This window comes from Corallococcus sp. EGB (assembly GCF_019968905.1).
Taxonomy (GTDB): domain Bacteria; phylum Myxococcota; class Myxococcia; order Myxococcales; family Myxococcaceae; genus Corallococcus.
Genome location: NZ_CP079946.1, coordinates 5911837 through 5932893, shown reverse-complemented (window position 1 = coordinate 5932893; position 21057 = coordinate 5911837). Strand labels below are relative to the sequence as shown.

The following is a 21057-nucleotide window of genomic DNA, read 5'->3' as shown; positions in this document are numbered from 1 at the left end:
TCACTCTCCTGCCTGCGGCACACGCCGCGTCTTCCAGGTGTCGCTGGTCATCAGCGTGGTCAGCATCTTGGAGAACGAGCCCCTGTTCTGATCATAGGCCTGCTCCATCCGCGTCAGCGTGCAGGCGTCGCTCAGGTTCTCCGGGCGTCCCATGAAGTAGCGGAAGGCCTGTCGCACGAAGCAGCGTTTCACGTGCCGCGAGGTCGCCAGGCGCTCGCTCAACTCCACCGCGTCGCGCACCGGACCGTCCAGCGCGGGGTCTGGCATCGACGTGAGTGTCGAGCTTCCGTCCGGCGTGGTCCAGCCCCCGCTGGGCGAGTGATCCCGCGCGCGCAGGAAGCCCGCGTGGTTGTAGATCTCGAAGGGCAGGCCGAGGGGTTCCATCAGACGGTGACAGCCCTGACACTGCGCTCCGGCGGTCGCCTCCTGCAGGCGGCGGCGCGCGTTCTTGTCGGCGGCGTGAGGGCCGACCTGGGCCGCCACCTGCACGCTGCTGAGCGGCGGGACGAAGCCGCACAGGAGGTTCTCGCGCACCCACTTGCCGCGGTGGACGATGGACGGATCGTCCTCGAAGTTGCCGCCATGCGACGCCAGCCACACCGGGTGGGTCAGCACGCCCGCGCGCTCGGTGGCGGGCAGCGTCTTCCAGCGGCCCGCGACGGTCGCCGGGAGGATCTCGCTGACGTTGTAGGGGTGAGAGAGGCCCTTGTGCGAGTCGTACGCCGCGTTCTGCATGGAGGGCACGTAGAAGGTGCGTGTGGTGAGCAGGTTCGCCAGCACGTCCTGATCCTCGACGACCACCCGCGCGATGAGATCGTCGAACTGCTGGATGAAGGTCGGCTCCAGCGGATGGAAGTTGGTGAGCAGGTTGTCGTACGAGACCGAGCTGATGTAGCCGAGCCCCTCGAGCTCGAAGCGCGAGGTCGCCGCCGGGGACTCCTTGAACACCGCGGACACATGCCCGTAGCCGAGCCACTCGCGGAAGAAGCCCGCGACGCCGTCACCCAGCCAGTACTGCCCGCGCTTGGAGCGCTGATCCTCGTTGTAGTCCTGCACCAGATCGAAGCGCGGGGTCCCGTTCTGGTTGGCGTCGACGCCGCCCAGGTACTTCGTGATCAGCGCGGCGGTCGTCGCATCCTGCGTGAGCGAGCCATCCTTCGCGGCAAGGGCCACGTCCGCCAGATGCCCCTCGCGGGGCGCGGAGTAGTACGGCCACACGAAGCTCGGCGTGGCCGAGGGCGCGCGCCCTGCCAGCGCGTAGGCCAGCTGCGAGCCCAGCTCGAGGCTGGTCAGCTCCACGCGGCCGTCGGCCGGCTCGCCGCCCATCTCGCGGCGGAACATGGCGCCCGTCATCATCCACGCGGCGTTGGAGATCCGCGTGATGGACTCCGCGCGGATTTGTGGGGAGTAGCTCGGCTCCTGCGCGATGACCGCGGTCGCGAAGGCGGTGAGGCGCGTGAGCTCATCCTCGGTGGGCGGGCGGAAGAAGACGCCGAACTCGAGCATCTGGCCGAGGTGGAAGCGCTTGCAGGCGTCGCTCGGGTTGGCGTCCTCGAACATGCAGCGGAAGCGGCTGTCGGTGAAGACACGCTCCATCCGGTTGCCGTCCGGGTAGTTCATCGTCCATGGCGATGCGGCCGCGCCGACCACCGGCAGGAAGAGCTCCACCGTGGCCTCGTCCAACGTCTCGTCCGTGGCCCAGGAGCTGTACTGCTCGATGGCGCTGGGATCGAGCGGGTTGTCGTAGAAGCTGAACCCGGTCCAGCTGCGCTCGACCGAGCCACCGACGTTGCGGGTGAACTCGCGCCGGTTCATGCGGCGGATGCGCGTCGGCGCATCCGAGCGCACGCCCTCGGTGCAGGTGAAGAGCGCGGACTGATCGAGCAGGTTGGGCTCGGCCACGGCGGTCACGGGCGGGCCATCCGTGCCACTGCAGAGGGGCATGCCCTCCCCGATCCAGGTCTCGAGCGCGGCGCGTTCGGCTGCGCTCGCGCGCTCATGCGGGGCCGGCGGCATCGGAGCCGCGTCGTCGCGCATCCGGATGAGCGCGCGCTGGGCGTTGCTGAGCGTCCCATCCATCGCCGAGCTCACCCGCATGTCGTGCAGGGTGCGCAGCGGCATCGTCGCCCCCTGGGTCGGCAGCGCGCCGTGACAGCTGGCGCAGCGATTGGCGAGCACCGACTGCACCACGCACGCGGCGCCCAGGTCCCCACTGGACCCACCGTCTGGGTTGTTGGGGCCGCCGTTGTGGGTGTTTGGCCCGATGTTGCCCTTGCACGCAACGAGGCTCAACAGTCCGGCCAGCAGGAGGACGCGGTTCATCCAGCCAGTCTGGCACGGACAGCAGGTGGAAGAGCAAGCAAGCCCCGCAAAACGGGCTCGTGCGTGAGCGACTACGCGGCCGCGTCCACGCCGATCACGTTGCGCACGGACGCGAAGCCGTCGCGGGTCAGCAGGGCGCCCAGCTCCGGGAGGATGCGGTCCACCATGCCCGGGCCCTCGTAGATGAAGCCCGTATACACCTGCACCACGGTCGCGCCCGCGCGCAGCTTCTCGTAGACGTCCTGCGCGGTGAACACGCCGCCCACGCCGATGAGGGGCAGGGCGCCCCGGCTGCGCTGATATGCGCGGCGGATGACGGCGTTGGACAGCTCGCGCACGGGAGCGCCGGACAGGCCGCCGGCCTCCTTCGCGTGCACGTGCTCCACGGGGCGGGTGAGCGTGGTGTTGGTGGCGATGAGCCCGGACAGCCCGCGCGCCATCGCCACGTCCACCACCTCGTCCACGGCCTCCGGCGTGAGGTCCGGGGCGATCTTCAGGAACAGCGGCGTACCCTTGGCTACCGCCTCCATCCGCTCGCGCACCGCGAGTAGCAGCGCGGACAGCTGCTCCGGCTCCTGCAGCTTGCGCAGGCCCGGCGTGTTGGGCGAGGACGCGTTGACGACGACGTAGTCGCCCAGCGGCGCGAGCGCGTCCACGCAGGCCACGTAGTCATCCACCGCGCGCTCCAGCGGCGTGTCCTTGTTCTTGCCGATGTTCACGCCCAGCGGGCCGGGCTTCCACGTGCGGGCCTTGAGGCGCTCCGCCGCGGTGGCCGCGCCGTGGTTGTTGAAGCCCATGCGGTTGATGACCGCGCGGTGCTCCGGCAGGCGGAACAGGCGTGGCTTCGGGTTTCCCGGCTGGGGCTTGGGCGTGACGGTGCCAATCTCCACGGCGGAGAAGCCGCAGGCGAACAGCCCGTCCACGGCCTCCGCGTCCTTGTCCAACCCGGCGGCGAGCGCCACCGGGTGGGCGAACTTCAGCCCCGCCAGCTCCACGGACAGGTCCATGGGGGCGCGGCGCAGCGTGTGCTCGCGCATGGCGCGGCAGCGGGCGTTCCACGTCCCCAGGGCCGCGAGCCCCGTCATGCCCAGCCGGTGCGCGGGCTCCGGGGGCAGCGTGAAGAGCAGTGCGCGAGTCAGGCCGTACATGGCTCAGCCCGGGATGAAGGACGCCTCGCGCGCCCACGCGAGCGCCTGGTCCACCTGCTCCGTCGTGAGCAGGCCATTGGACTCGACGATTTCAATCTCCCGCCGCATGTCCGTCTCCAGCAGGTAGGGGCCGTCCGTGTTGATGGTGAACTTCACCTTGCGGTCCCAGAAGGTCTGCATGATGTGCTTGAGCTCCTGCAGGTCCTCCACGGCCTTGGTGTGGATGTTGGACGTGGGGCACAGCTCCAGCGTGATGTTGTTCTCACGCAGCACCTTCATCGCGGACTCGTCGTACGCCGCGCGGATGCCGTGGCCGATGCGGTTCGGCTTGAGCTTCTCCACCACCGCCATCAGGCCGTTGGCGCCCGTGCCGGCCGTCTCGCCGGTGTGCACGGTGCACTTGAGGCCCGCCTTGCGGGCGCGGGCGTAGAGGTCCTCATACTCCGCGAGGGAAGGCTTGTGCTCCATCGCGTCGCGCTCGGTGCCGGCCAGGTCGATGCCGTACACGCCGCGCGAGCGGTACTTGATGGCCTTCTCCACGATGATGCTGTTGAGCTTGTGGTCGAACTCGCGGGCCAGGCAGAAGATGAGGCCCACCTTCACGCCGTACTCCAGCACCGCCCGGTCCATGCCCCGCAGCGCCGCGTGGATGATGTGGTCCAGGTCCAGCTCGCTGGAGAGGTTGCGCTTCATGGGGTTGAAGCGCAGCTCGATCTGCGTGACGCGGCTGCCCCGGTACTCCTTGCCAATCACCTCGTAGACGGAGCGCTCGATGGCGCTGGGAGAGGATTGGATCTTCTCCGTCCAGGTGTGGAGGATCTTCAGGTAGTCGTCGAGGCTGCCCACCTTGCCCGGGCGGGAGGTGATGAGCTCGACGAAGTCGAAGTAGTTCTTGACGGGGAGCTTGAAGCCCTGCTGGTGGGCGATGGACCACAGGATGTGCGGGGCCACCGCGCCACCCACGTGGATGTGGAGGTCAATGAGGTCGCGAACCATGGCGGCATGTATGCACAGCCACGGCCACGCGTAAAGCTATCGGCGCAGCAGGACGTAGACCGCGCCGGCTCCGCCGTCCTGCGGACGGGCAGTGCAGAACGCCAGCACCATGCGCTCCAGCCGCTTCTGCGACAGCAGATCCCTCACCGCGTCCTTGAGCACCGGGATCTGATCCTTGGAATTCAAACCGCGCCCGTGGACGATGAGCACGCAGCGGCGCTTGGCGCGGCGGCTGTCGGACAGGAAGCGCTCCACGGCGGCCTGGGCCTCGCGCTGCGTCTTGCCGTGGAGGTCCAACCGGTCCTGCACGGAGAAGTCGCCCCGGCGCAGTGAACGCAGCAGGTTGGGATCCACTCCGGGGGAGGCGCCCTCGAAGGACTCGTCGGAGCCGGTGAAGGACAGCGGGCCGTCCACGGCGACCAGGTCGGACAGCTGCGCGAGCGCCTCCGCGTTGTCGTCGATGATCTCCGGCAGGCGCGGGTTGACCTGCGGGGCCTGGCCGCGGTTCGTCACCTGCTTCACGCCGTCCATGGCGGCGAAGAAGAGGCCCACGTCGTCGTCTTCCGGGCGGGCCTTGGGGGCCTTCGCGAGCTTCGGCGCGGCGGCGGCCTTCTTCTTCGCGGCCTCGGCGGCGGCAGCGGCCTCCTTCTCCTGCTTCTGCTGATCCTGAAGCGTCTTGATGGCGGACTTGAACGGGTTGTTCTGGAACTCCGCTTCCTTCTTCTTCGGGGGACGCTGGCTCATGGGATTCCTGTCTTCTAACGCGGGCTACAGGCCGCGCAGCCTGCGGATTTCCTCGTAGGCGTCACGCACGGCCTGGAACTGACGGGCGGCCTGCTCGGCGGCCCGGGGGCCCAGGTGGCTGGCCTTGTCCGGGTGGTACCGGGCCGCGAGCTTGCGGTAGGCGCTCTTCACCTCCGCGTCGGTGGCCTCCGGAGGCAGGCCCAGCGTCTCGTAGTGGGCGGTGGCGTCGCCCAGGTGTTGTTCGGCCAGGGCCTGGGCCTTGGCGTCCGGGACGTCCAGGCCCACGGCCATGCGCTTCAGGGCCTCGCGTTCCGAGCGCTGGAGGGGACCGTCCGCGAGGGCCATCTCATAGAGCGAGTCCAACAGGCGGAGCCGTTCGCCCGAAGGCAGGGAGTCCCGGCAGGAGGCGAGGGCGGCGGGGGCGTCCAGGGTGGTGGGGTGGGAGAGGAAGTCCTTGAGGTGACGGCGCACGGCCTGGACGGTGTGGGTGTCGGCGTGGAGGACCTGCTCGAAGAAGTGGCGGACCTCTCGGACCTCCTCGCGGCGCATCTCTCCGTCGGCGCGGGCCACGTCCACGAAGAGGGCTGTGATGTCCCGGTCGAGCGGGTCTTCATCGGGGGCCTGGACGATGGGGAACTCGCCGGGGCCCTGGGAGAGGGGGGCCTGCTTGGGCGGAGGCTCGAAGGTGGCGGGGAAGTCGCTGAACAACTCCGGGAAGTCCGGAGGCGTGGCGTGCTGTTCGTCGAAGTAGTGCCCCAGGGCCGTGCCCACGATGAGGCCGAGCACGATGGCCCAGGGCCCGCCGAGGAGGAGGCCGGCCATGAGACCCAACATCGCCCCGAGAACTTTTCCCGCGCCCATGCCTTCGGTTCACTCCCTTGTGCCGGGCCAGTCTTGCATAAGGTGGGGCTCATGACGGCTCAGTTGATTGACGGCAAGGCAGTGGCGGCGCGCGTACGGGCGGAGATCAAGGAGGAGGTGGCGCGCCTGAAGGCGGAGCGCGGCATCACCCCGGGGCTCGCCGTGGTGCGCGTAGGGGAGGACCCGGCGTCCAAGATCTATGTGACGGGGAAGAAGAAGGCCGCCGAGGAGGTGGGCTTCAACTCCTGGGAGCACCACCCGGACGAGAACATCACCCAGGCGGAGCTGTTGGCGCTGGTGCACCGGCTGAACGAGGACCCGGCGGTGCACGGCATCCTGGTGCAGCTGCCGTTGCCCAAGCACATCGACGCGGACGCCATCATCGCGGCGGTGAAGCCGGAGAAGGACGCGGACGGCTTCCACCCGATGAACGCGGGCAACCTGCTGTTGGGCCGCCCGGCGACGCGGGCGTGCACGCCCTACGGCGTGATGCGGCTGTTGGAAGAGGTGGGGTGCAATCCGGCGGGCAAGCGCGCGGTGGTGGTGGGCCGCAGCAACATCGTGGGCAAGCCGCAGGCGCTGATGCTCTTGCAGAAGGACGCGACGGTGACGGTGTGCCACCGCAAGAGCGACCTGCCGTCGGAGGTGGCGCAGGCGGACATCCTGGTGGTGGCGGTGGGCGTTCCGGAGCTGGTGAAGGGCGCGTGGATCAAGCCCGGCGCGGTGGTGATCGACGTGGGCATGAACCGCAAGGCCGATGGGAAGCTGGTCGGCGATGTGGAGTTCGCCGCCGCGGCGGAGCGCGCTTCGTTCATCACGCCGGTGCCGGGTGGCGTGGGCCCGATGACGATTGCGATGCTGATGAAGAACACGCTGGAGGCGGCTCAGCGCGCGGGGAAGTAACCGCGGTCCAAGCCCCGGATGCAGGCGTCCGGGATGGAGCGTCGGCAGACCGCGAGAACTCTCGCGGTCCATTGCCATCGGTGGGGTGGGCTTACGGATGCGGAGCCCACCACGCTTGCTATGGTGCGCTGGTTCCGTCGCTGTTGATGACCCAGGCGCCGTTCGCGAGCCGGACCCAGCTCGTCTTCCGGCCGCAGCCCGTCACGCCGACACCGCGTGCGTCGCTGGGAGACTTCGGGTTTCCCGCCACGGACAGGACCTGGAGCTCAAGCTGCTCCGAGGGGCAGCTCGTGGTGAATGAGGCCTGCGAACGGATGGCTCGCTCGTCGCTTCCCCAGGTGGAGGCTCCGAGTTGGAAGCCATTGCGCTCGACAGTGGGAAAAGTGGTGGCGCACGCGGGGCCAAGCAATGCGAGGGCTGAGATGCAGAGCAGGGGGCTTCGCATGCGCGCGCCGGATAGCACCTGGCGCTTCAGCGAGCCAAGGAATAGAGCCTCACGTGGATGTGACACCCGAATGTCATTCGTGATGGATGCGCGGTCGCATCCAAATTCATTGTAGAAGGCGACTGCTATGCGGGTGCCTTCAGCTCTCATCCAGGAGGTGCTCATGGGTTTCTTCATCGCCGAGCCAGTTGGGTCGGGACCGCCACTCACCGACGCGATGGTGGCTCGCGCGGAGGCAACGCTTCAACGTCGCCTGCCTCCGGCGTACGTGGCCATCCTGCGTGAGCGCAATGGCGGCGTTCCTGTCCGACGCTGCATTCGTACGACCGCACCGACATCCTGGGCGCCCGATCACATCGAGATCTCGACCCTGCTGGGAATTGGCTTTGAGGATGGCCTCGATGGCGAACTGGGCAGTGCGTACATGGTCCAGGAATGGGGATACCCGGACATTGGACTGGTGATCTGCCACACGCCTTCTGCAGGGCACGACACCGTGATGCTCGACTACAGCGAATGTGGCCCACACGGTGAGCCGCGTGTCGTCTACGTGGACGAGGACAGGAGCGTCCTCATCCTTGCCCCTGACTTCTCCAGCTTTATCCATTCCCTACGCGAGTCCCTGGGGGCCAAGGAGTGAGGTGAGGGTGTTTGACGTGCTTCCAGGAAGTCCGGCCTGCTCAGGTGAGCGTCGTTGGTGCTGCGGGTTGCCAGACGGGACGAGGCCGGATCGGAGTGGAACGAGGGCGCTTCCTTCGAGCCTGGCAGGGGGCTCTCGCGAATGTGCTGAGGTGTCTTCAGTCAGCTGGCGGCTCGCGGGAGCACTTGGATGGTTGGACCGCCCTGCCGATACGAAGCAGGGCGGTGAGGCAACTTCGCTTACAGACCGCAGACGTAGGGGCCGCCGTGACTCTTGCAAGCGTCGTAGCGGATACACCAACCGTCTGGCGTCGAATAGGCATACATGTTGAAGCCGTCGGCGCAGCGGACACTTCCGGTGGGAACCCGGCACCAACCGATGTCGATGTCCGGGTCACAGCTGGTTGGTGGTGCCATGGCGTGCACCCGGCTGTCTGACTGCGAGGCCTGAGTCTCCTGCGCTGCTTCAGGTCCGCAAGCGACAAGCAGCAGGGCGGAACCGAACGCCCGGCCCACTGACTTCGCTAATGTCTTCCATTGCATGGCTGTCTCCGCGACGGGATGGGGACCGCGGGTACAGTCTAGCCTGGAATTCCGGGTCGGGGTTACTGAGGGCAGATGAGTTCGGGGCCCTGGCTGTACTTGCAGACGTCGCGCTGGATGCACCAGCCATCCGGCGTCCAGATGGCATACATCTCGATGCCGTTATTGCAGGGCACACGGTCGCTGTAGACGCGACACCAGCCGACATCCACGCTTTCATCACAGCTGTTCGGCGGAGCCATGGCGCGCACCGGGCGACTCGACGCCGAGGCCTGATCCGTTGGCGATACCTCCTGGGCGGCGTCGGGACCGCAGGCGGTGAACAGCAACGCGCCAACCATCAGGGAACATGACCTCTTTGACAGCTGCTTTTGCATGAGCGTGTCTCCAGGCGATGCAGGGGCGTCGCGGAGCGAGTCTAGCCGCCATTCCCCTTCGCCCCGGACGGGACCTGACGGAAGATGCGCGCATGGGTCCGGCCTTGCACCGATGCGCAGTGGGCGGAGCCGCGCTGGGGCTGCTGCTACTTGCCACCCCCGCGCGTGCCCAGGACGCCACGCCCTTGCCCACGTTCTCGCTGGAGCGATTGGACCCGAACCCGGGCCTGGGTCCCTTGACGATGGGGAACGGGGAGCTGCTGGCGCCCGGGGACCTGCGCATCTCCTTGATGGCGCACTACCAGCACTCCTCCCTGCGGATCCCGAACGGACTGCTGGAGCCCTCGCTGGTCCTGTCCCGGACCACAGGACTGGTGTCGTTGGCTGTCGGTGTGTTGCCCTGGCTGGAGCTTCAGGCCCAGCTTCCGGGTGTCATCCATCAGAGTGGCGCGGACCTGAGCACCTCGCTGTCCATTGCCTCGCCGTCACGCAGCGGACTGGGCGCGCCGAGGCTCGCGGCCCGGCTGGGTCTGCTCGGGACCTCCGCTCCCGAAGCCTTCCATCTGGCGCTCGACCTGGACGCGCGGCTCCCCGTCGGTGGTTCTGGCGCGCTCGCTCGCGACCGGGGTATCCGCGGCCAGGGGCGGATCATGATGGGCAAGCGTTGGGGGGCGGTGGCTCCGGCGCTGGAGCTGGGCGTACTCCTGCGTCGCGCGGTGTCCGACTCCTCCGTGGAGCGCATCAACGGCGTGGGCAACGAGCTTCGCGCGGGTGCGGGATTGACCGTGGGCTATGCCTTCCGCGCGGAGGTGTCCGCGCTCGGCGCGTATTCCTGGCGACAGCAGCGCGTCAGTGGCGAGCTCCTGGGCGGCCTGCGCTACGCACCCGTCCGGCCCTGGGAGTTCTTCGCCATGGGCGGCGCGGGCCTGGGCTCGGAGCCGGGGACGCCGCGCTTCCGGGTGCTCGCGGGACTGGCGCTGCTCTTCGACAAACCGCCGCCTCCTCCCCCCGAGGACATCGTCTACGAGCTGGTCCAGGGGCTGCCACGCGCCCCTGTTGAACCCCAGCTCGAACCTGAGCCCACACCTTCCGAACCCTCCAGGCCCGAGCCGTCTGCGGAGGAGGCCTGGAGCGAGACCGATACGGATGGGGACGGCGTCGTGGACACACTGGATGCCTGCATCCACGAGCAGGGAACCCGAGAGCATGGTGGCTGCCCCGAGTCCGCTGACCCGCTCGTCTCACTGACACGCGAGCGGCTCGTCCTCCATGGTCAGGTCTTCTTCGAGGTCGGCGCGACCACCCTGCCGGGCCGCTCGCGTGTCCTGGATCAGGTGGCGCGGGTGCTGCTCGAGCATCCGGAAGTGGCGCGCGTCGTCATTGAAGGGCACACCGACGTGGAGGGCTCGTCCGCCTCCAACCAGCGCCTGTCCCTGGCCCGCGCGGAAGCGGTGCGTGACTACCTCGTGCGAAAGGGTGTCCCCGCCGAGCGGCTGGAGGCGCGAGGACTCGGTGCGCGCCGGCCGGCGGGCTCTAACGGAACGCGGGCCGGTCGGGGAGAGAACCGCCGCGCGGAGCTGCTGTTGATCCTGGGCGAGCCCACCTCAGCCCGGTCCATCCCCGCGCCGCCTCCTCCCTGAGTCCAAGGGACCTCCCTGGCGATGGCGCACGGCACGAACCTGTCCGACTGTCGGACAGGTTTGGACCGCATCGCTCCCGGAGCGGCCTCGCACCCCTCACCGCCCCCGCGCCCCGCTTTCAAAGCGATGGTGTCATCGGTACACTATGGTTGCTTCATGAACCCGAGAGGAGGGGGAAGGATGAACCGCGAGGAGCGCATTGCGGGAGGGTTGTATGGGTTGCTCATTGGCGATGCGTTGGGCGTCCCCTATGAGTTCCACCGGCCGGAGAGGATTCCGCCTCCGGAGGCCATCGAATACGACCCGCCGCCTGGGTTTGATCGCGCGCATCACCGTGTCCCACCGGGCACGTGGTCGGATGACGGTGCCCATGCGCTGTGCCTGCTGGATTCACTGACGTATCAGAAGCGGCTCGACTGCGAGGACCTGGGCCGGCGGTTGGTGAACTGGCAGGACTGGGGCTACCTCGCCGTCGACGGCGACGTGTTCGACGTGGGCATCCAGACCAGCACAGCCCTGCGCCGGCTGCGCGACGGCACCCCGGCAATGCTCGCGGGCCCCAATGGCACGATGGACAATGGCAATGGTTCACTGATGCGTGTGTTGCCATTGGCCCTGTGGCACCAGGGCAAGGACGCGGCGCTCGTCTCGGATGCCATGGCTCAATCGCGCGTCACGCATGGCCACATGCGCGCCCAGGTGTGTTGCGCGCTGTACTGTCTTTGGGCCCGCCGCATCCTGGAAGGCACCGCGGATCCCTGGGCCGAAGCCGTGGCCACCTTCCGCGACCTGTACGTGGAAGGCTTTCCCCAGCGTGAGGAATTGGAGGCGCACATCCGTCCAGACGACCCGGCACCGGGAACGGGCGGCGGCTACGTCGTGGACTGCCTGCGCTCCGCTCGCGCCTGCGTGGCGAACGGGAAGACCTACGAAGAGGTCGTCAGATCCGCCATCCGGCTGGGCCACGACACGGACACGACGGCCGCGGTCGCGGGCGGCATCGCGGGCCTCATCCACGGCCTGAACGGGATTCCGCACCGCTGGCGTTCCCAGCTGCGCGGACAGGAACTCGTGGAGCCGCTCCTGGAGCGGCTCATGAAGTCCCTGGGCTGAAGCCCTCAGTCCGGGAAGATTTCGAGTACGTCCTTCAACATCGCCGCGCCCGTGCCCCGGGCGCCCTGCTCACCGTTGATGACGGTGTTCACGCCGTGCAGGTCGCTGCGGAACACCGCGCCCATCTCCATCGCGCCCAGCCGGGCCAGGGGATGGGCCGCGTCCACGGCGGTGGGCTTCACGCTCCACTCCCACCGCTCCGGGCCCACGGGCTCCCCGCGAGCCAGCAGCAGCACCTGGCCGCCTTTCGCCTTCGCCGCGTCCAGTGCCGTCCGCGTCACGCCACGCATGCCCGTCACGGACACGTCCTTCAGCGCCGTGGGCACGCGCATCACCGCGTTGGCCAGGATGACCAGCTTGCCCGCCGTGTCCCAACCATCCACGTCCAGCGTGGGGTCCGTCTCCGCGATGCCCAGCGCCTGCGCCTCCGCCAGCGCGGCCTCGTACGTCCTGCCCTCCGCCATGCGGCACAGGAGCAGGTGGCTGGTGCTGTTGAGCACGCCCTCGAACCGGCCCAACTTCCCCAGCGCCAGGTCCCTGCGGCCCACGTTCACCAGCGGCATCGACGCGCCTACCGCCGCGCTGAAGCGCAGGGGAGGGCGGCCCGGCGACTCCAGGTCGCTCAAGTGCGCCAGCTCCTGGAACCCCAACACCAGCGGCCCCTTGCTCGCGAGCACCGCCGCCATGCCCCGCATCAGCGCTTCCCGCGTGATGTCCAACCCGGGCTGTCCATCCTGGAAGCTCGTGGGCGTGGCCTCCAGCAGGAGGTCCGCCTTCACCTCGCGCACCAGCTCGCGCCCGCTCATCCCCGGACGCCCCACCACCGGCAGCGACGCCACCGAGTGCCTCGCCCGCTTCACCGCGAGCACCGCCCCGATGTCCAACCCCTGCGGCGCCACCGCCGCTCCACCCGAGTCCGCCAGCCCCACCGGCAACAGCTCCAGCCGGTAGCGCTCCATCAGCAGCGACGCGCGCGACTGGAGGATCTCCAGCAGCGGCACACCCACGTGGCCCAGCCCCGTGAGCACGAAGCGCACCGTGCGGACGGCGCGCGGGCTCATGGCGCGAAGGCCTCGCGCACCCCCTCACGGCGCAGCGTGAAGAGCATCCACACCGCCACCGGCACGCCGATGAAGCACCCCGGCGTCAGCGTGTACATCGCGCAGATGGCGCCCACCGTCGCCAGGCCGTAGCCCTTGAGCTTCATCGCGTTCAACGCGCCCCAGATGGCCAGCAGCCCGCAGAGGACTCCGCCCACGATGGCCAGCGAGAAACCCACCGTGAACTCCAGCACCACCGGCGCCTGCCCCGGCGTCGAGAAGGGCGACGCCACCTTCAGCGCCGCCAGCGTCGCGCCCAGCAGGCTGAAGGCGACGTGCAGCACGCCCACGATGAGCAGGAAGAACGCCGGGAAGCGCACGATCTGGAAGATCTTGAAGCGCGGATCATTCGGCGCCAGCTGGGGACCCGGACCGCTCATGACCGCACCTTCAGCGCGCCCACGATCATCCGCGTCGCGGGGGACTTGTTCAGTGTGTAGAAGTGGATGCCCGGCACGCCGCGCGCCAGAAGCTCCATGCACTGCACCGTGGCGTGCGCCACGCCCAGCTGTACCACCGCGTCCGGCTGATCCTTCACGCGCTCCATCTGCAACGCCAGGCGCATGGGCACTGTCGCGCCGCACATGCGCGTGAAGCGCTGGACCTGCTCGTAGTTGGTGATGGGCATGATGCCGGGAACGATGGGGACATTGATGCCCACCCGCCGCGCCCGCTCCACGAAATCGAAATAGAAGGCGTTGTCGAAGAAGAGCTGCGTCACCACGAAGTCCATCCCCGCATCCACCTTGGCCTTCAGGTGCTTGAGGTCGTCCTCGCGCGACGCCGTCTCCACGTGGCCCTCCGGATAGCACGCACCCCCGATGCAGAAGTTGAAATCCTCTTCTCGGACGAATCGGACCAACTCCTCCGCGTAGCGGAAACCCCCAGGCACCGGCTCGAAGGTCGCCTGCCCCTGGGGCGGGTCCCCTCGCAAGAGGAGAACGTTCTCGATGCCTGCCGCGTCGAGCCGGCGCAGCACGTCACGGAGCTCGTCGCGGGTGTGCCCCACGCACGTCAGGTGCGCCATCGCCTCGATGCCGGAGTGCTGCTTGATGTGGGTGACCAACTCCACCGTCCGGTCGCGCGTGCTCCCGCCCGCCCCGTACGTCACCGACACGAACCCCGGCTCCAGCGGCGCAAGCTCCTCCACCGTGCGCAGGAGCGAGGCCACGCCGGCGTCCGTCTTGGGAGGAAAAAACTCGAAGGAGAAGCTCGGCTTGGAGGGGTTGAGGCAGTTGCGGATCTTCATGTTCGCGGCAGCTTAGTCCCTTCCGCGTCGGCCTTGATCGGAGAAGGTGCGCCGCTATAGTCCGCGCCGTTTCACCTCCCCCCTGTCCAATGGAGATGTCAATGACCCGGCGTACGCCCCTCAACGAGGCCCACCGCAAACTGGGGGCCCGCATGGTCGACTTCGCGGGCTGGGACATGCCGGTGCAGTACTCGTCCGTCATCGGCGAGCACGAAGCCGTGCGCAACGCCGTCGGCCTCTTCGACGTCTCCCACATGGGGGAGATTGAGTTCACCGGCCCCGGCGCGCTGGAGACCGTGAACCGGCTCATCTCCAACGACCTCGCCCGCATCCAGGACGGACAGGCCGTCTACGCGGGCCTGCTCAACGACGTGGGCGGCTTCGTCGACGACGTCGTCGCCTACCGCTTCAGCCCCGAGCGCATCCTCATCTGCGTCAACTCGAGCAACCGCGAGAAGGACTTCACCTGGATGAAGGCGCGCGCGGAGGGCGTCACCCCGGTGGACCGCAGCGACGAGTTCGCGCAGATCGCCATCCAGGGCCCCAAGGCCGTGGACCTGGTGCAGCGCCTCACGCGGGCGGACCTGTCCAAGGTGGGCACCTACCGCTTCACCGAAGGGGAGGTGGCCGGCGTGAAGGCCATCATCTCCCGCACGGGCTACACCGGCGAGGACGGCTTCGAGCTGTACTGCGCCGCCGGCGACGCGGTGAAGCTCTGGGACGCGCTGCTGGAGGCCGGGCAGCCGGACGGCGTGAAGCCCTGCGGCCTGGGCGCGCGCGACTCGCTGCGCACGGAGATGAAGTACGCGCTGTACGGCAATGACATCGACGACTCGCACACCGCGCTGGAGGCGGGCCTGGGGTGGATCGTCAAGCTGGACAAGGCGGGCGGCTTCATCGGCAAGGACGCGCTCGTCGCGCAGAAGGCCAGGGGCGTGGAGCGCAAGCTCGTGGGCTTCGAGCTCACGGGCGCCGGCATCCCGCGCCACGGCTACCCCCTCCTCAAGGACGGCGCCCGCGTGGGCGAGGTCACCAGCGGCACCATGGGCCCCACGGTGAAGAAGTCCATCGGCATGGGCTACGTGCCCGCGAACCTCGCCACGGAAGGCTCCACCTTCGACGTGGAGATCCGCGGCCGCGCCGTGCCCGCCGTCGTCGTCAAGACCCCCTTCCTCAAGAAGTCCTGATTCCCTCCCGTTCGCACCTGTTGCGAGGAGCCGCCTCCATGTCTGACACCATCCCGCAGGACCTGAAGTACACGAAGGAGCACGAGTGGGCCCGTGCCACGGGCAAGACCGTGGTGGTGGGCGTCACGCACCACGCCCAGGAGTCGCTGGGCGACGTCGTGTACGTGGAGCTGCCGAAGCTGGGCGCCACGCTCACCGAGGGCAAGAACTTCGGCGTCATCGAGTCCACCAAGGCCGTTTCGGACCTGTACGCCCCCATCTCCGGCACCGTGGTGAAGGTGAACGAGGACCTCACGGGCAGCCCGTCCCTCATCAACTCCGACCCGTACGGGAAGGGGTGGATCGTGGAGATCGAGCCCTCGGACGCCAGCCAGGTGGACAAGCTCCTGGACGCCGCTGCCTACGAGCCGCACACCAAGTAGCCACCGCGCGCGCAAGAAGTCCGGCGTCCCGGTTGTTAGAGACGCTCCATGTGGCACCGAGCCCGCTCGGACGCCGACCTTCTTGACGCACCTCACGCGAGCCCTTCCGACCATGTCCCTCAACTGGAAGTACCAGGAGTCCTTCGCCGGCCGGCACATCGGCCCGGAGACCCCTGAAGTGAAGCAGATGCTGTCCACGCTGGGCGTCACGTCGCTCGATGCCTTCATCGAGAGCGCCGTGCCCCCCGCCATCCGTTCCCAGGAGCCCCTGCGGCTTCCCGCGGGGAAGGGTGAGAACGAGGTGCTGGCGCAGCTGGAGGCCATCGCCGCGAAGAACCAGGTGTTCCGGTCCTTCATCGGCATGGGCTACCACGACACCCACGTCCCCAACGTCATCCTGCGCAACATCTTCCAGAACCCGGGCTGGTACACCCAGTACACGCCCTATCAGGCGGAGATCGCCCAGGGCCGTCTGGAAGCGCTGCTCAACTTCCAGACGATGGTGACGGACCTCACCGGCATGGAGGTGGCCAACGCCTCCCTGCTCGACGAGGGCACCGCCGCGGCCGAGGCCATGGCGCTCGCGATGCACGCCAAGGGCGACAGCACCGGCGGCGTGTTCTTCGTCTCCGAGGGTTGCCACCCGCAGACGGTGGACGTGGTGCGCACGCGGGCCCTCCCCCTGGGCGTGGAGGTCGTCGTGGGCGACCACCGCACGGTGGACCTGTCCCAGAAGAAGTTCTTTGGCGCGCTGGTGCAGTACCCGGCCACGGACGGCGCGGTGCACGACTACCGCGCCTTCGGTGAGAAGGTGCACGCGGCCAATGGCCTGCTCGTCGTCGCGGCGGACCTGCTCAGCCTGACGCTGCTCACGCCGCCGGGCGAGTTCGGCGCGGACGTGGTGGTGGGCAGCGCGCAGCGCTTCGGCGTGCCGCTGGGCTACGGCGGCCCGCACGCCGCCTTCTTCGCCACGAAGAACGCGTACACCCGCGTGATGCCGGGCCGCCTCATCGGCGTGTCCGAGGACTCGCAGGGCCGGCCCGCGCTGCGCATGGCGCTGCAGACGCGCGAGCAGCACATCCGCCGCGAGAAGGCCACGAGCAACATCTGCACCGCGCAGGTGCTGCTGGCCGTGATGGCCGGCATGTACGCCGTCTACCACGGGCCGGAGGGGCTCAAGGCCATCGCGGAGCGCGTGCACGGCCTCACGGTGGTGCTGGCGCGCGGCCTGACGAAGCTGGGCTTCAAGCCGAAGCACGAGCAGTTCTTCGACACGCTGCGCGTGGAGCTGACGCCCGCGCAGGTGCGGGGCGTGCTGGCCGCCGCGGAGGCCGCGCGGATGAACTTCCGCCGCATCGACGAGAAGACGCTCGGCCTGGCGCTGGACGAGACGACGCGCGCCAAGGACGTGGAGGACATCCTCGCGGCCTTCATCCAGGGCGCGAACAAGTCCGCCGCCCCGGTGAACCTGGACGAGGTCGCCGAGGGCCTGGAGAGCCCGCTGCTCCCCGAGCAGCGCCGCACGAGCGCGTACCTCACGCACCCGGTCTTCAACCGCTACCACTCCGAGACGGAGATGCTGCGGTACGTGCGCCGGCTGGAGGCGAAGGACCTGTCCCTCACGCACTCCATGATTCCGCTGGGCAGCTGCACCATGAAGCTCAACGCCACCGCGGAGATGATCCCGGTGACGTGGCCCCAGTTCAGCAAGCTGCACCCGTTCGCGCCCACCTCGCAGGCGGCCGGCTACAAGGTCGTCTTCGAGCAGCTGGAGCACGCGCTGGCGCAGGTGACGGGCTTCGCCGGGTGCTCGCTGCAGCCCAACGCGGGCAGCCAGGGTGAGTACGCGGGCCTGCTCGTGATTCGCGCCTACCACCAGGCGCGCGGACAGGGGCACCGCGACGTGTGCCTCATCCCGTCCTCCGCGCACGGCACCAACCCCGCCTCCGCGGTGATGGCCGGCTACCGGGTCGTCGTCACCCGGTGCGACGAGAACGGCAACATCGACCTGAACGACCTGCGCGCCAAGGCGGACGAGCACAAGGACAGGCTCGCGGCGCTGATGGTGACGTACCCGTCCACGCACGGCGTGTTCGAGGAGGAGATCCGGGAGATCTGCTCCACCATCCACGAGCGCGGCGGCCAGGTGTACATGGACGGCGCCAACCTCAACGCGCAGGTGGGCCTCACCGCGCCAGGCCTGGTGGGCGCGGACGTCTGCCACATCAACCTGCACAAGACGTTCTGCATCCCGCACGGCGGTGGCGGCCCGGGCATGGGCCCCATCTGCGTGGCGGCCCACCTGGTGAAGTTCCTCCCCGGGCACCCCGTGATCCAGACGGGCGGGGCGGACGCCATCGGCGCCATCTCCGCGGCGCCGTGGGGCAGCGCCAGCATCCTGCTCATCTCCTGGACGTACATCCAGATGATGGGCGGCGAGGGCCTGACGCAGGCCACGAAGATGGCCATCCTCAACGCCAACTACGTCGCGGAGCGGCTGCAGCCGCACTACCCGGTGCTCTACCGGGGCAAGCGCGGCCGGGTGGCCCACGAGTGCATCGTGGACCTGCGCCCGCTGAAGAAGACCGCGGGCGTGGAGGTGGAGGACGTGGCCAAGCGCCTCATGGACTACGGCTTCCACGCGCCCACCGTGTCGTTCCCGGTGGCGGGCACGCTGATGATCGAGCCCACGGAGTCCGAGTCCAAGGCGGAGCTGGACCGCTTCTGCGACGCGATGATCGCCATCCGCCAGGAGATCCGCGACGTGGAGGAGGGCCGCGCGCCCAAGGACAACAACGTCCTGAAGAACGCGCCGCACACCGCGCGCACCCTCACCGCGCCGGAGTGGAACCGCCCGTACACCCGCGAGCAGGCCGTCTTCCCCACGCCGTGGGTGCGCGACAACAAGTTCTGGCCGTCCGTGGGACGCCTGAACAACGTGCTCGGCGACCGCAAGCTCGTGTGCTCGTGCCCTCCCATCGAGGACTACGACACGCCCGAGCAGAAGGTCGCGTGACGTTCGAAGCTCGCTGACCTGACGCACCGGGGCCGTCTTCCAGCGCATCGGAAGGCGGCCTTCGTGTTTCTTCTAGCGGGCCCTCGCGGGCTCCACGTGGACCACCACGTCCACCACCTGCGGATAGGCGCCCTGCAGCGTCTCCTCCACCTTGTCCGCGACCTCGTGGGCCTGCGCGGTGGTGAGCTGCGGGTCGACCTCGATCTTCAGGTCCACGTACACGCTCTCCTCCATGCCCCGGCTGCGTACATCGCGGCACGAGCGCACGCCCGCCACCGACAGCGTGTGCTGGGTCACCTGCGCCGGATCCAGGCGCGCCGTGTCGGAGAGGATGCCCACCGCCTGCCGGACGATGCCGTAGGCCACGCGTGCCACGAAGACCATCACGGCCAGGGCGACGAGGCCGTCCGCGCGCGGAAAGCCCAGGGCCACCAGGCCAATGGAGATGAGCACCGCGATGCTCACGAACACGTCCGACAGCGTGTGCTGCGCGTCCGCGAGCAGCAGCGAGCTCTTCAGCTTCTCCCCGTAGTGCCGCTCCACGCGCGTCACGGCCAGGTTGATGACGAGCGTGCAGACCATCACCGCCGCCATCGTCACCGACACCGTGGGGTGCTTGTCGTGCAGGAGCGAGTCGAACGCCATGCGCCCCAGCTCCAGCATGCCCACGCCAATCATCGCGCCGATGCCCAGCGACGCGAGCGCCTCGAACTTGCCGTGGCCGTAGGGGTGGTCCTCGTCCGCCGGCTGCGACGCGACGCCCATGGCGACGAGGCCCAGCACGTTGGAGCTGCCATCGATGAACGAGTGCAGGCCATCCGCCGTCACCGACGCGGACTGGGCCATCAGGCCGAAGACGAGCTTGGCCATGGCCACCACCCAGTTGGCCACGAGGATGGCCAGGAGGACGAAGCGGACCTTCCGGTTGCGCTCCTGGAGCGCGGCGCCGCGGTCGAGAAAAGAGGCTTCCACGGTGGGGCAGGGTAGTGCCCCGGGCCCTCCACCGCGAGGCCTCCGTGCGTCCTACTGTCGGAACAGCCGCATCCGGGGGCCGCCGCCCATCTCCAGGAAGAAGCCAAACTGGAAGCGCACCGTCGCGTCCCGCCCCAGGAGGCCGGACGGCGGGTTGGGGAAGGGCTGCGCGCGCTTGAAGGACGCCACGGCCTCCATGTCCAGGAAGTCCAGGCCGCTGCTCTTCTCCACCTGGATGTCCTTCACCGCGCCGCGCTCGTCCAGGGTGATGGACAGCAGGGTCTGCCGGTCGCGCCCGGAGTAGATGTTCCCCGTCGGGTCGCGCATGCGCAGCTGCTCGTTGGGGTTCCAGTGCATGCCCACGCTCTGCTTCACGCGGTTGAAGAAGCTGGCGTACTTCCACTCGCGCGTGTTGAGGAAGGTGCCGTCGCCCTCCTCCTGGTCCTGGAGCATGTCGTTGGGCGCCGCGCCCACCACCTTGTCCATGGCTGCCTGCGAGGGCATCAGCGTGGCCAGGCCCGGAGACCCCGCGCGGCCCGCCGAGCCCTCCTGGTCGCTGTCCTCGCCCTGGCCGGGCTGGATGCGCAGGCGCTTCGCGTTGCCTTCGCTGGGGTCGCTCTCCGACTGGTTCTTCACCGCCATGCCCGGGCCGCGCTCGTGCGGATCCGTCTTCATGGCGATCTCCTGCTTGCGGCGCGTCTCCGGCATCTCGAAGACGGGCTTCTTGCCCCCCTGGGACTGCGCCCGGTCGTCCGCGCCCTGGCCGTTGTTGCCCGACACTCGCGGCGGCTGCACCTGCTCCTGCGGCGTGCCCTCCTGCTTCTGGGGCGCCGTCCGCTGGGGCATGGCATTGCGGTAGAAGGCCGTCTGGTCGCGGGCCTTCGTCTCCTTCTCCACCGTGTTGTTGTGCTCGGCCAGGTACTTCGCGTCCGGGGACTGCTGATCATTCCCCGGCGCCACGTCCACCACCTGGCCGTTGGGCTTCGTCTCGTCCGGCTTCTTCTCTTCCTTGGGCTCGCGCTTCTCCGTGGGCCGGGGCTTGGTCTGCTGCTGCGCCACCTGCCCCCGGTTCTTCGCCCACTGCTCGGAGCTGAGCGGCCTCATCGCCACGGACGTGGGCCGCGCCGGGCGCTTCTCCTGGGGGAGGCTCCCCTGCACGACGGACATCAGGAGCACGAAGCCCACGAAGGCCGCCTGGGCGAGGAGCGCCAGGACGGCCGCCACCAGGTAGCGCAAGGGCGCGCGCTGCTTGCGCGCGCGCCGCTGACGCCAGTCTGTCGAGGAACCCGTGCCCACGGCCTGATGATAAACCTCCGGACCGCTTCTACAGTCCCGAACGTGCGGCCCGTAACAGCCGGGACATGGAAGAGATTCGCGAGC

At 68.8% G+C, this 21057-nt stretch carries 18 protein-coding genes; 7 read left to right on the top strand and 11 right to left on the bottom strand.

Features of this window, described 5'->3' with window-relative positions; all coding sequences use genetic code 11:
* The 5 genes from KYK13_RS24385 to KYK13_RS24365 all read right to left on the bottom strand — a co-directional run bounded on the left by KYK13_RS24385 (position 1) and on the right by KYK13_RS24365 (position 6032).
* On the bottom strand, positions 1–2322 hold the full coding sequence (locus KYK13_RS24385) for a DUF1588 domain-containing protein (protein ID WP_223633945.1): 2322 nt from the start codon (positions 2320–2322) through the stop codon (positions 1–3).
* Positions 2323–2393: 71 nt separating this feature from the next.
* Entirely contained in the window at positions 2394–3470 is a 1077-nt protein-coding gene (locus KYK13_RS24380; protein WP_223633943.1) for a quinone-dependent dihydroorotate dehydrogenase, read from the bottom strand.
* A 3-nt stretch (positions 3471–3473) separates the two neighbouring features.
* Positions 3474–4466, bottom strand: coding sequence for an adenosine deaminase (gene add, locus KYK13_RS24375; protein ID WP_223633941.1), 993 nt, complete (start codon positions 4464–4466; stop codon positions 3474–3476).
* Between the two features lie 36 nt (positions 4467–4502).
* Positions 4503–5210: a Smr/MutS family protein gene (locus KYK13_RS24370; protein ID WP_223633939.1), complete on the bottom strand. Its 708-nt coding sequence runs from the start codon at positions 5208–5210 to the stop codon at positions 4503–4505.
* Between the two features lie 24 nt (positions 5211–5234).
* Complete coding sequence (locus tag KYK13_RS24365; RefSeq protein WP_223633937.1) at positions 5235–6032, bottom strand: TerB family tellurite resistance protein; 798 nt, start codon at positions 6030–6032, stop codon at positions 5235–5237.
* Positions 6033–6122: 90 nt separating this feature from the next.
* Between KYK13_RS24365 and folD the strand changes: the two genes are divergently transcribed.
* Both folD and KYK13_RS24355 read left to right on the top strand, forming a co-directional pair.
* Positions 6123–6974 (top strand): bifunctional methylenetetrahydrofolate dehydrogenase/methenyltetrahydrofolate cyclohydrolase FolD, encoded by an 852-nt coding sequence (folD, locus tag KYK13_RS24360; RefSeq protein WP_223633935.1) that lies wholly within the window; start codon positions 6123–6125, stop codon positions 6972–6974.
* A gap of 608 nt (positions 6975–7582) precedes the next feature.
* Positions 7583–8059, top strand: a complete 477-nt coding sequence (locus KYK13_RS24355) for an SMI1/KNR4 family protein (protein WP_223633933.1) — start codon at positions 7583–7585, stop codon at positions 8057–8059.
* Positions 8060–8663: 604 nt separating this feature from the next.
* On the opposite strand, the gene KYK13_RS24350 is transcribed toward KYK13_RS24355, so the two are convergent.
* Positions 8664–8978 (bottom strand): hypothetical protein, encoded by a 315-nt coding sequence (locus KYK13_RS24350; RefSeq protein WP_223633932.1) that lies wholly within the window; start codon positions 8976–8978, stop codon positions 8664–8666.
* A 185-nt stretch (positions 8979–9163) separates the two neighbouring features.
* Between KYK13_RS24350 and KYK13_RS24345 the strand changes: the two genes are divergently transcribed.
* Together KYK13_RS24345 and KYK13_RS24340 are read left to right on the top strand one after the other, a co-directional pair.
* On the top strand, positions 9164–10618 hold the full coding sequence (locus KYK13_RS24345; RefSeq protein ID WP_223633930.1) for an OmpA family protein: 1455 nt from the start codon (positions 9164–9166) through the stop codon (positions 10616–10618).
* A 180-nt stretch (positions 10619–10798) separates the two neighbouring features.
* A complete protein-coding gene (locus KYK13_RS24340; RefSeq protein ID WP_223633928.1) occupies positions 10799–11731 on the top strand; it encodes an ADP-ribosylglycohydrolase family protein in 933 nt (310 codons plus the stop codon).
* Positions 11732–11736: 5 nt separating this feature from the next.
* On the opposite strand, the gene KYK13_RS24335 is transcribed toward KYK13_RS24340, so the two are convergent.
* The 3 genes from KYK13_RS24335 to metF are packed head-to-tail and all read right to left on the bottom strand — an operon-like array spanning position 11737 to position 14080.
* Complete coding sequence (locus tag KYK13_RS24335) at positions 11737–12792, bottom strand: hypothetical protein (RefSeq protein ID WP_223633925.1); 1056 nt, start codon at positions 12790–12792, stop codon at positions 11737–11739.
* A complete protein-coding gene (locus tag KYK13_RS24330; protein ID WP_223633923.1) occupies positions 12789–13211 on the bottom strand; it encodes a hypothetical protein in 423 nt (140 codons plus the stop codon). The genes KYK13_RS24335 and KYK13_RS24330 overlap by 4 nt, the downstream gene beginning before the upstream one ends.
* Positions 13208–14080 carry a methylenetetrahydrofolate reductase [NAD(P)H] gene (metF, locus tag KYK13_RS24325; RefSeq protein WP_223633921.1) on the bottom strand — a complete coding sequence of 291 codons (873 nt, stop codon included), beginning with the start codon at positions 14078–14080 and terminating at the stop codon, positions 13208–13210. Before metF ends, KYK13_RS24330 begins: the two co-directional genes overlap by 4 nt.
* A 101-nt stretch (positions 14081–14181) precedes the next feature.
* Here metF and gcvT point away from each other — a divergent pair, with 101 nt between their 5' ends.
* The 3 genes from gcvT to gcvP all read left to right on the top strand — a co-directional run bounded on the left by gcvT (position 14182) and on the right by gcvP (position 18705).
* Entirely contained in the window at positions 14182–15267 is a 1086-nt protein-coding gene (gcvT, locus tag KYK13_RS24320; protein WP_223633919.1) for a glycine cleavage system aminomethyltransferase GcvT, read from the top strand.
* Positions 15268–15305: 38 nt separating this feature from the next.
* Positions 15306–15689, top strand: coding sequence for a glycine cleavage system protein GcvH (gene gcvH / locus KYK13_RS24315; protein ID WP_223633917.1), 384 nt, complete (start codon positions 15306–15308; stop codon positions 15687–15689).
* A 112-nt stretch (positions 15690–15801) separates the two neighbouring features.
* Positions 15802–18705, top strand: a complete 2904-nt coding sequence (gene gcvP / locus KYK13_RS24310) for an aminomethyl-transferring glycine dehydrogenase (protein WP_223633915.1) — start codon at positions 15802–15804, stop codon at positions 18703–18705.
* 72 nt (positions 18706–18777) lie between these two features.
* Here gcvP and KYK13_RS24305 read toward each other — a convergent pair whose 3' ends face one another.
* Together KYK13_RS24305 and KYK13_RS24300 are read right to left on the bottom strand one after the other, a co-directional pair.
* Positions 18778–19677, bottom strand: coding sequence for a cation diffusion facilitator family transporter (locus tag KYK13_RS24305; RefSeq protein ID WP_223633913.1), 900 nt, complete (start codon positions 19675–19677; stop codon positions 18778–18780).
* Between the two features lie 51 nt (positions 19678–19728).
* Positions 19729–20973 carry an energy transducer TonB gene (locus KYK13_RS24300; RefSeq protein ID WP_223633911.1) on the bottom strand — a complete coding sequence of 415 codons (1245 nt, stop codon included), beginning with the start codon at positions 20971–20973 and terminating at the stop codon, positions 19729–19731.
* Positions 20974–21057: the final 84 nt, after the last annotated feature.

What these genes read in the sequence shown, in the direction of transcription:
- folD (WP_223633935.1), top strand. Translation starts at nt 6,123, where the DNA reads ATGACGGCTCAGTTGATTGACGGCAAGGCAGTGGCGGCGCGCGTACGG.
- KYK13_RS24330 (WP_223633923.1), bottom strand. Translation starts at nt 13,211, where the DNA reads ATGAGCGGTCCGGGTCCCCAGCTGGCGCCGAATGATCCGCGCTTCAAG.
- add (WP_223633941.1), bottom strand. Translation starts at nt 4,466, where the DNA reads ATGGTTCGCGACCTCATTGACCTCCACATCCACGTGGGTGGCGCGGTG.
- gcvP (WP_223633915.1), top strand. Translation starts at nt 15,802, where the DNA reads ATGTCCCTCAACTGGAAGTACCAGGAGTCCTTCGCCGGCCGGCACATC.
- metF (WP_223633921.1), bottom strand. Translation starts at nt 14,080, where the DNA reads ATGAAGATCCGCAACTGCCTCAACCCCTCCAAGCCGAGCTTCTCCTTC.
- KYK13_RS24380 (WP_223633943.1), bottom strand. Translation starts at nt 3,470, where the DNA reads ATGTACGGCCTGACTCGCGCACTGCTCTTCACGCTGCCCCCGGAGCCC.
- KYK13_RS24370 (WP_223633939.1), bottom strand. Translation starts at nt 5,210, where the DNA reads ATGAGCCAGCGTCCCCCGAAGAAGAAGGAAGCGGAGTTCCAGAACAAC.
- KYK13_RS24355 (WP_223633933.1), top strand. Translation starts at nt 7,583, where the DNA reads ATGGGTTTCTTCATCGCCGAGCCAGTTGGGTCGGGACCGCCACTCACC.
- KYK13_RS24340 (WP_223633928.1), top strand. Translation starts at nt 10,799, where the DNA reads ATGAACCGCGAGGAGCGCATTGCGGGAGGGTTGTATGGGTTGCTCATT.
- KYK13_RS24385 (WP_223633945.1), bottom strand. Translation starts at nt 2,322, where the DNA reads ATGAACCGCGTCCTCCTGCTGGCCGGACTGTTGAGCCTCGTTGCGTGC.
- KYK13_RS24365 (WP_223633937.1), bottom strand. Translation starts at nt 6,032, where the DNA reads ATGGCCGGCCTCCTCCTCGGCGGGCCCTGGGCCATCGTGCTCGGCCTC.
- gcvT (WP_223633919.1), top strand. Translation starts at nt 14,182, where the DNA reads ATGACCCGGCGTACGCCCCTCAACGAGGCCCACCGCAAACTGGGGGCC.
- KYK13_RS24335 (WP_223633925.1), bottom strand. Translation starts at nt 12,792, where the DNA reads ATGAGCCCGCGCGCCGTCCGCACGGTGCGCTTCGTGCTCACGGGGCTG.
- KYK13_RS24350 (WP_223633932.1), bottom strand. Translation starts at nt 8,978, where the DNA reads ATGCAAAAGCAGCTGTCAAAGAGGTCATGTTCCCTGATGGTTGGCGCG.
- gcvH (WP_223633917.1), top strand. Translation starts at nt 15,306, where the DNA reads ATGTCTGACACCATCCCGCAGGACCTGAAGTACACGAAGGAGCACGAG.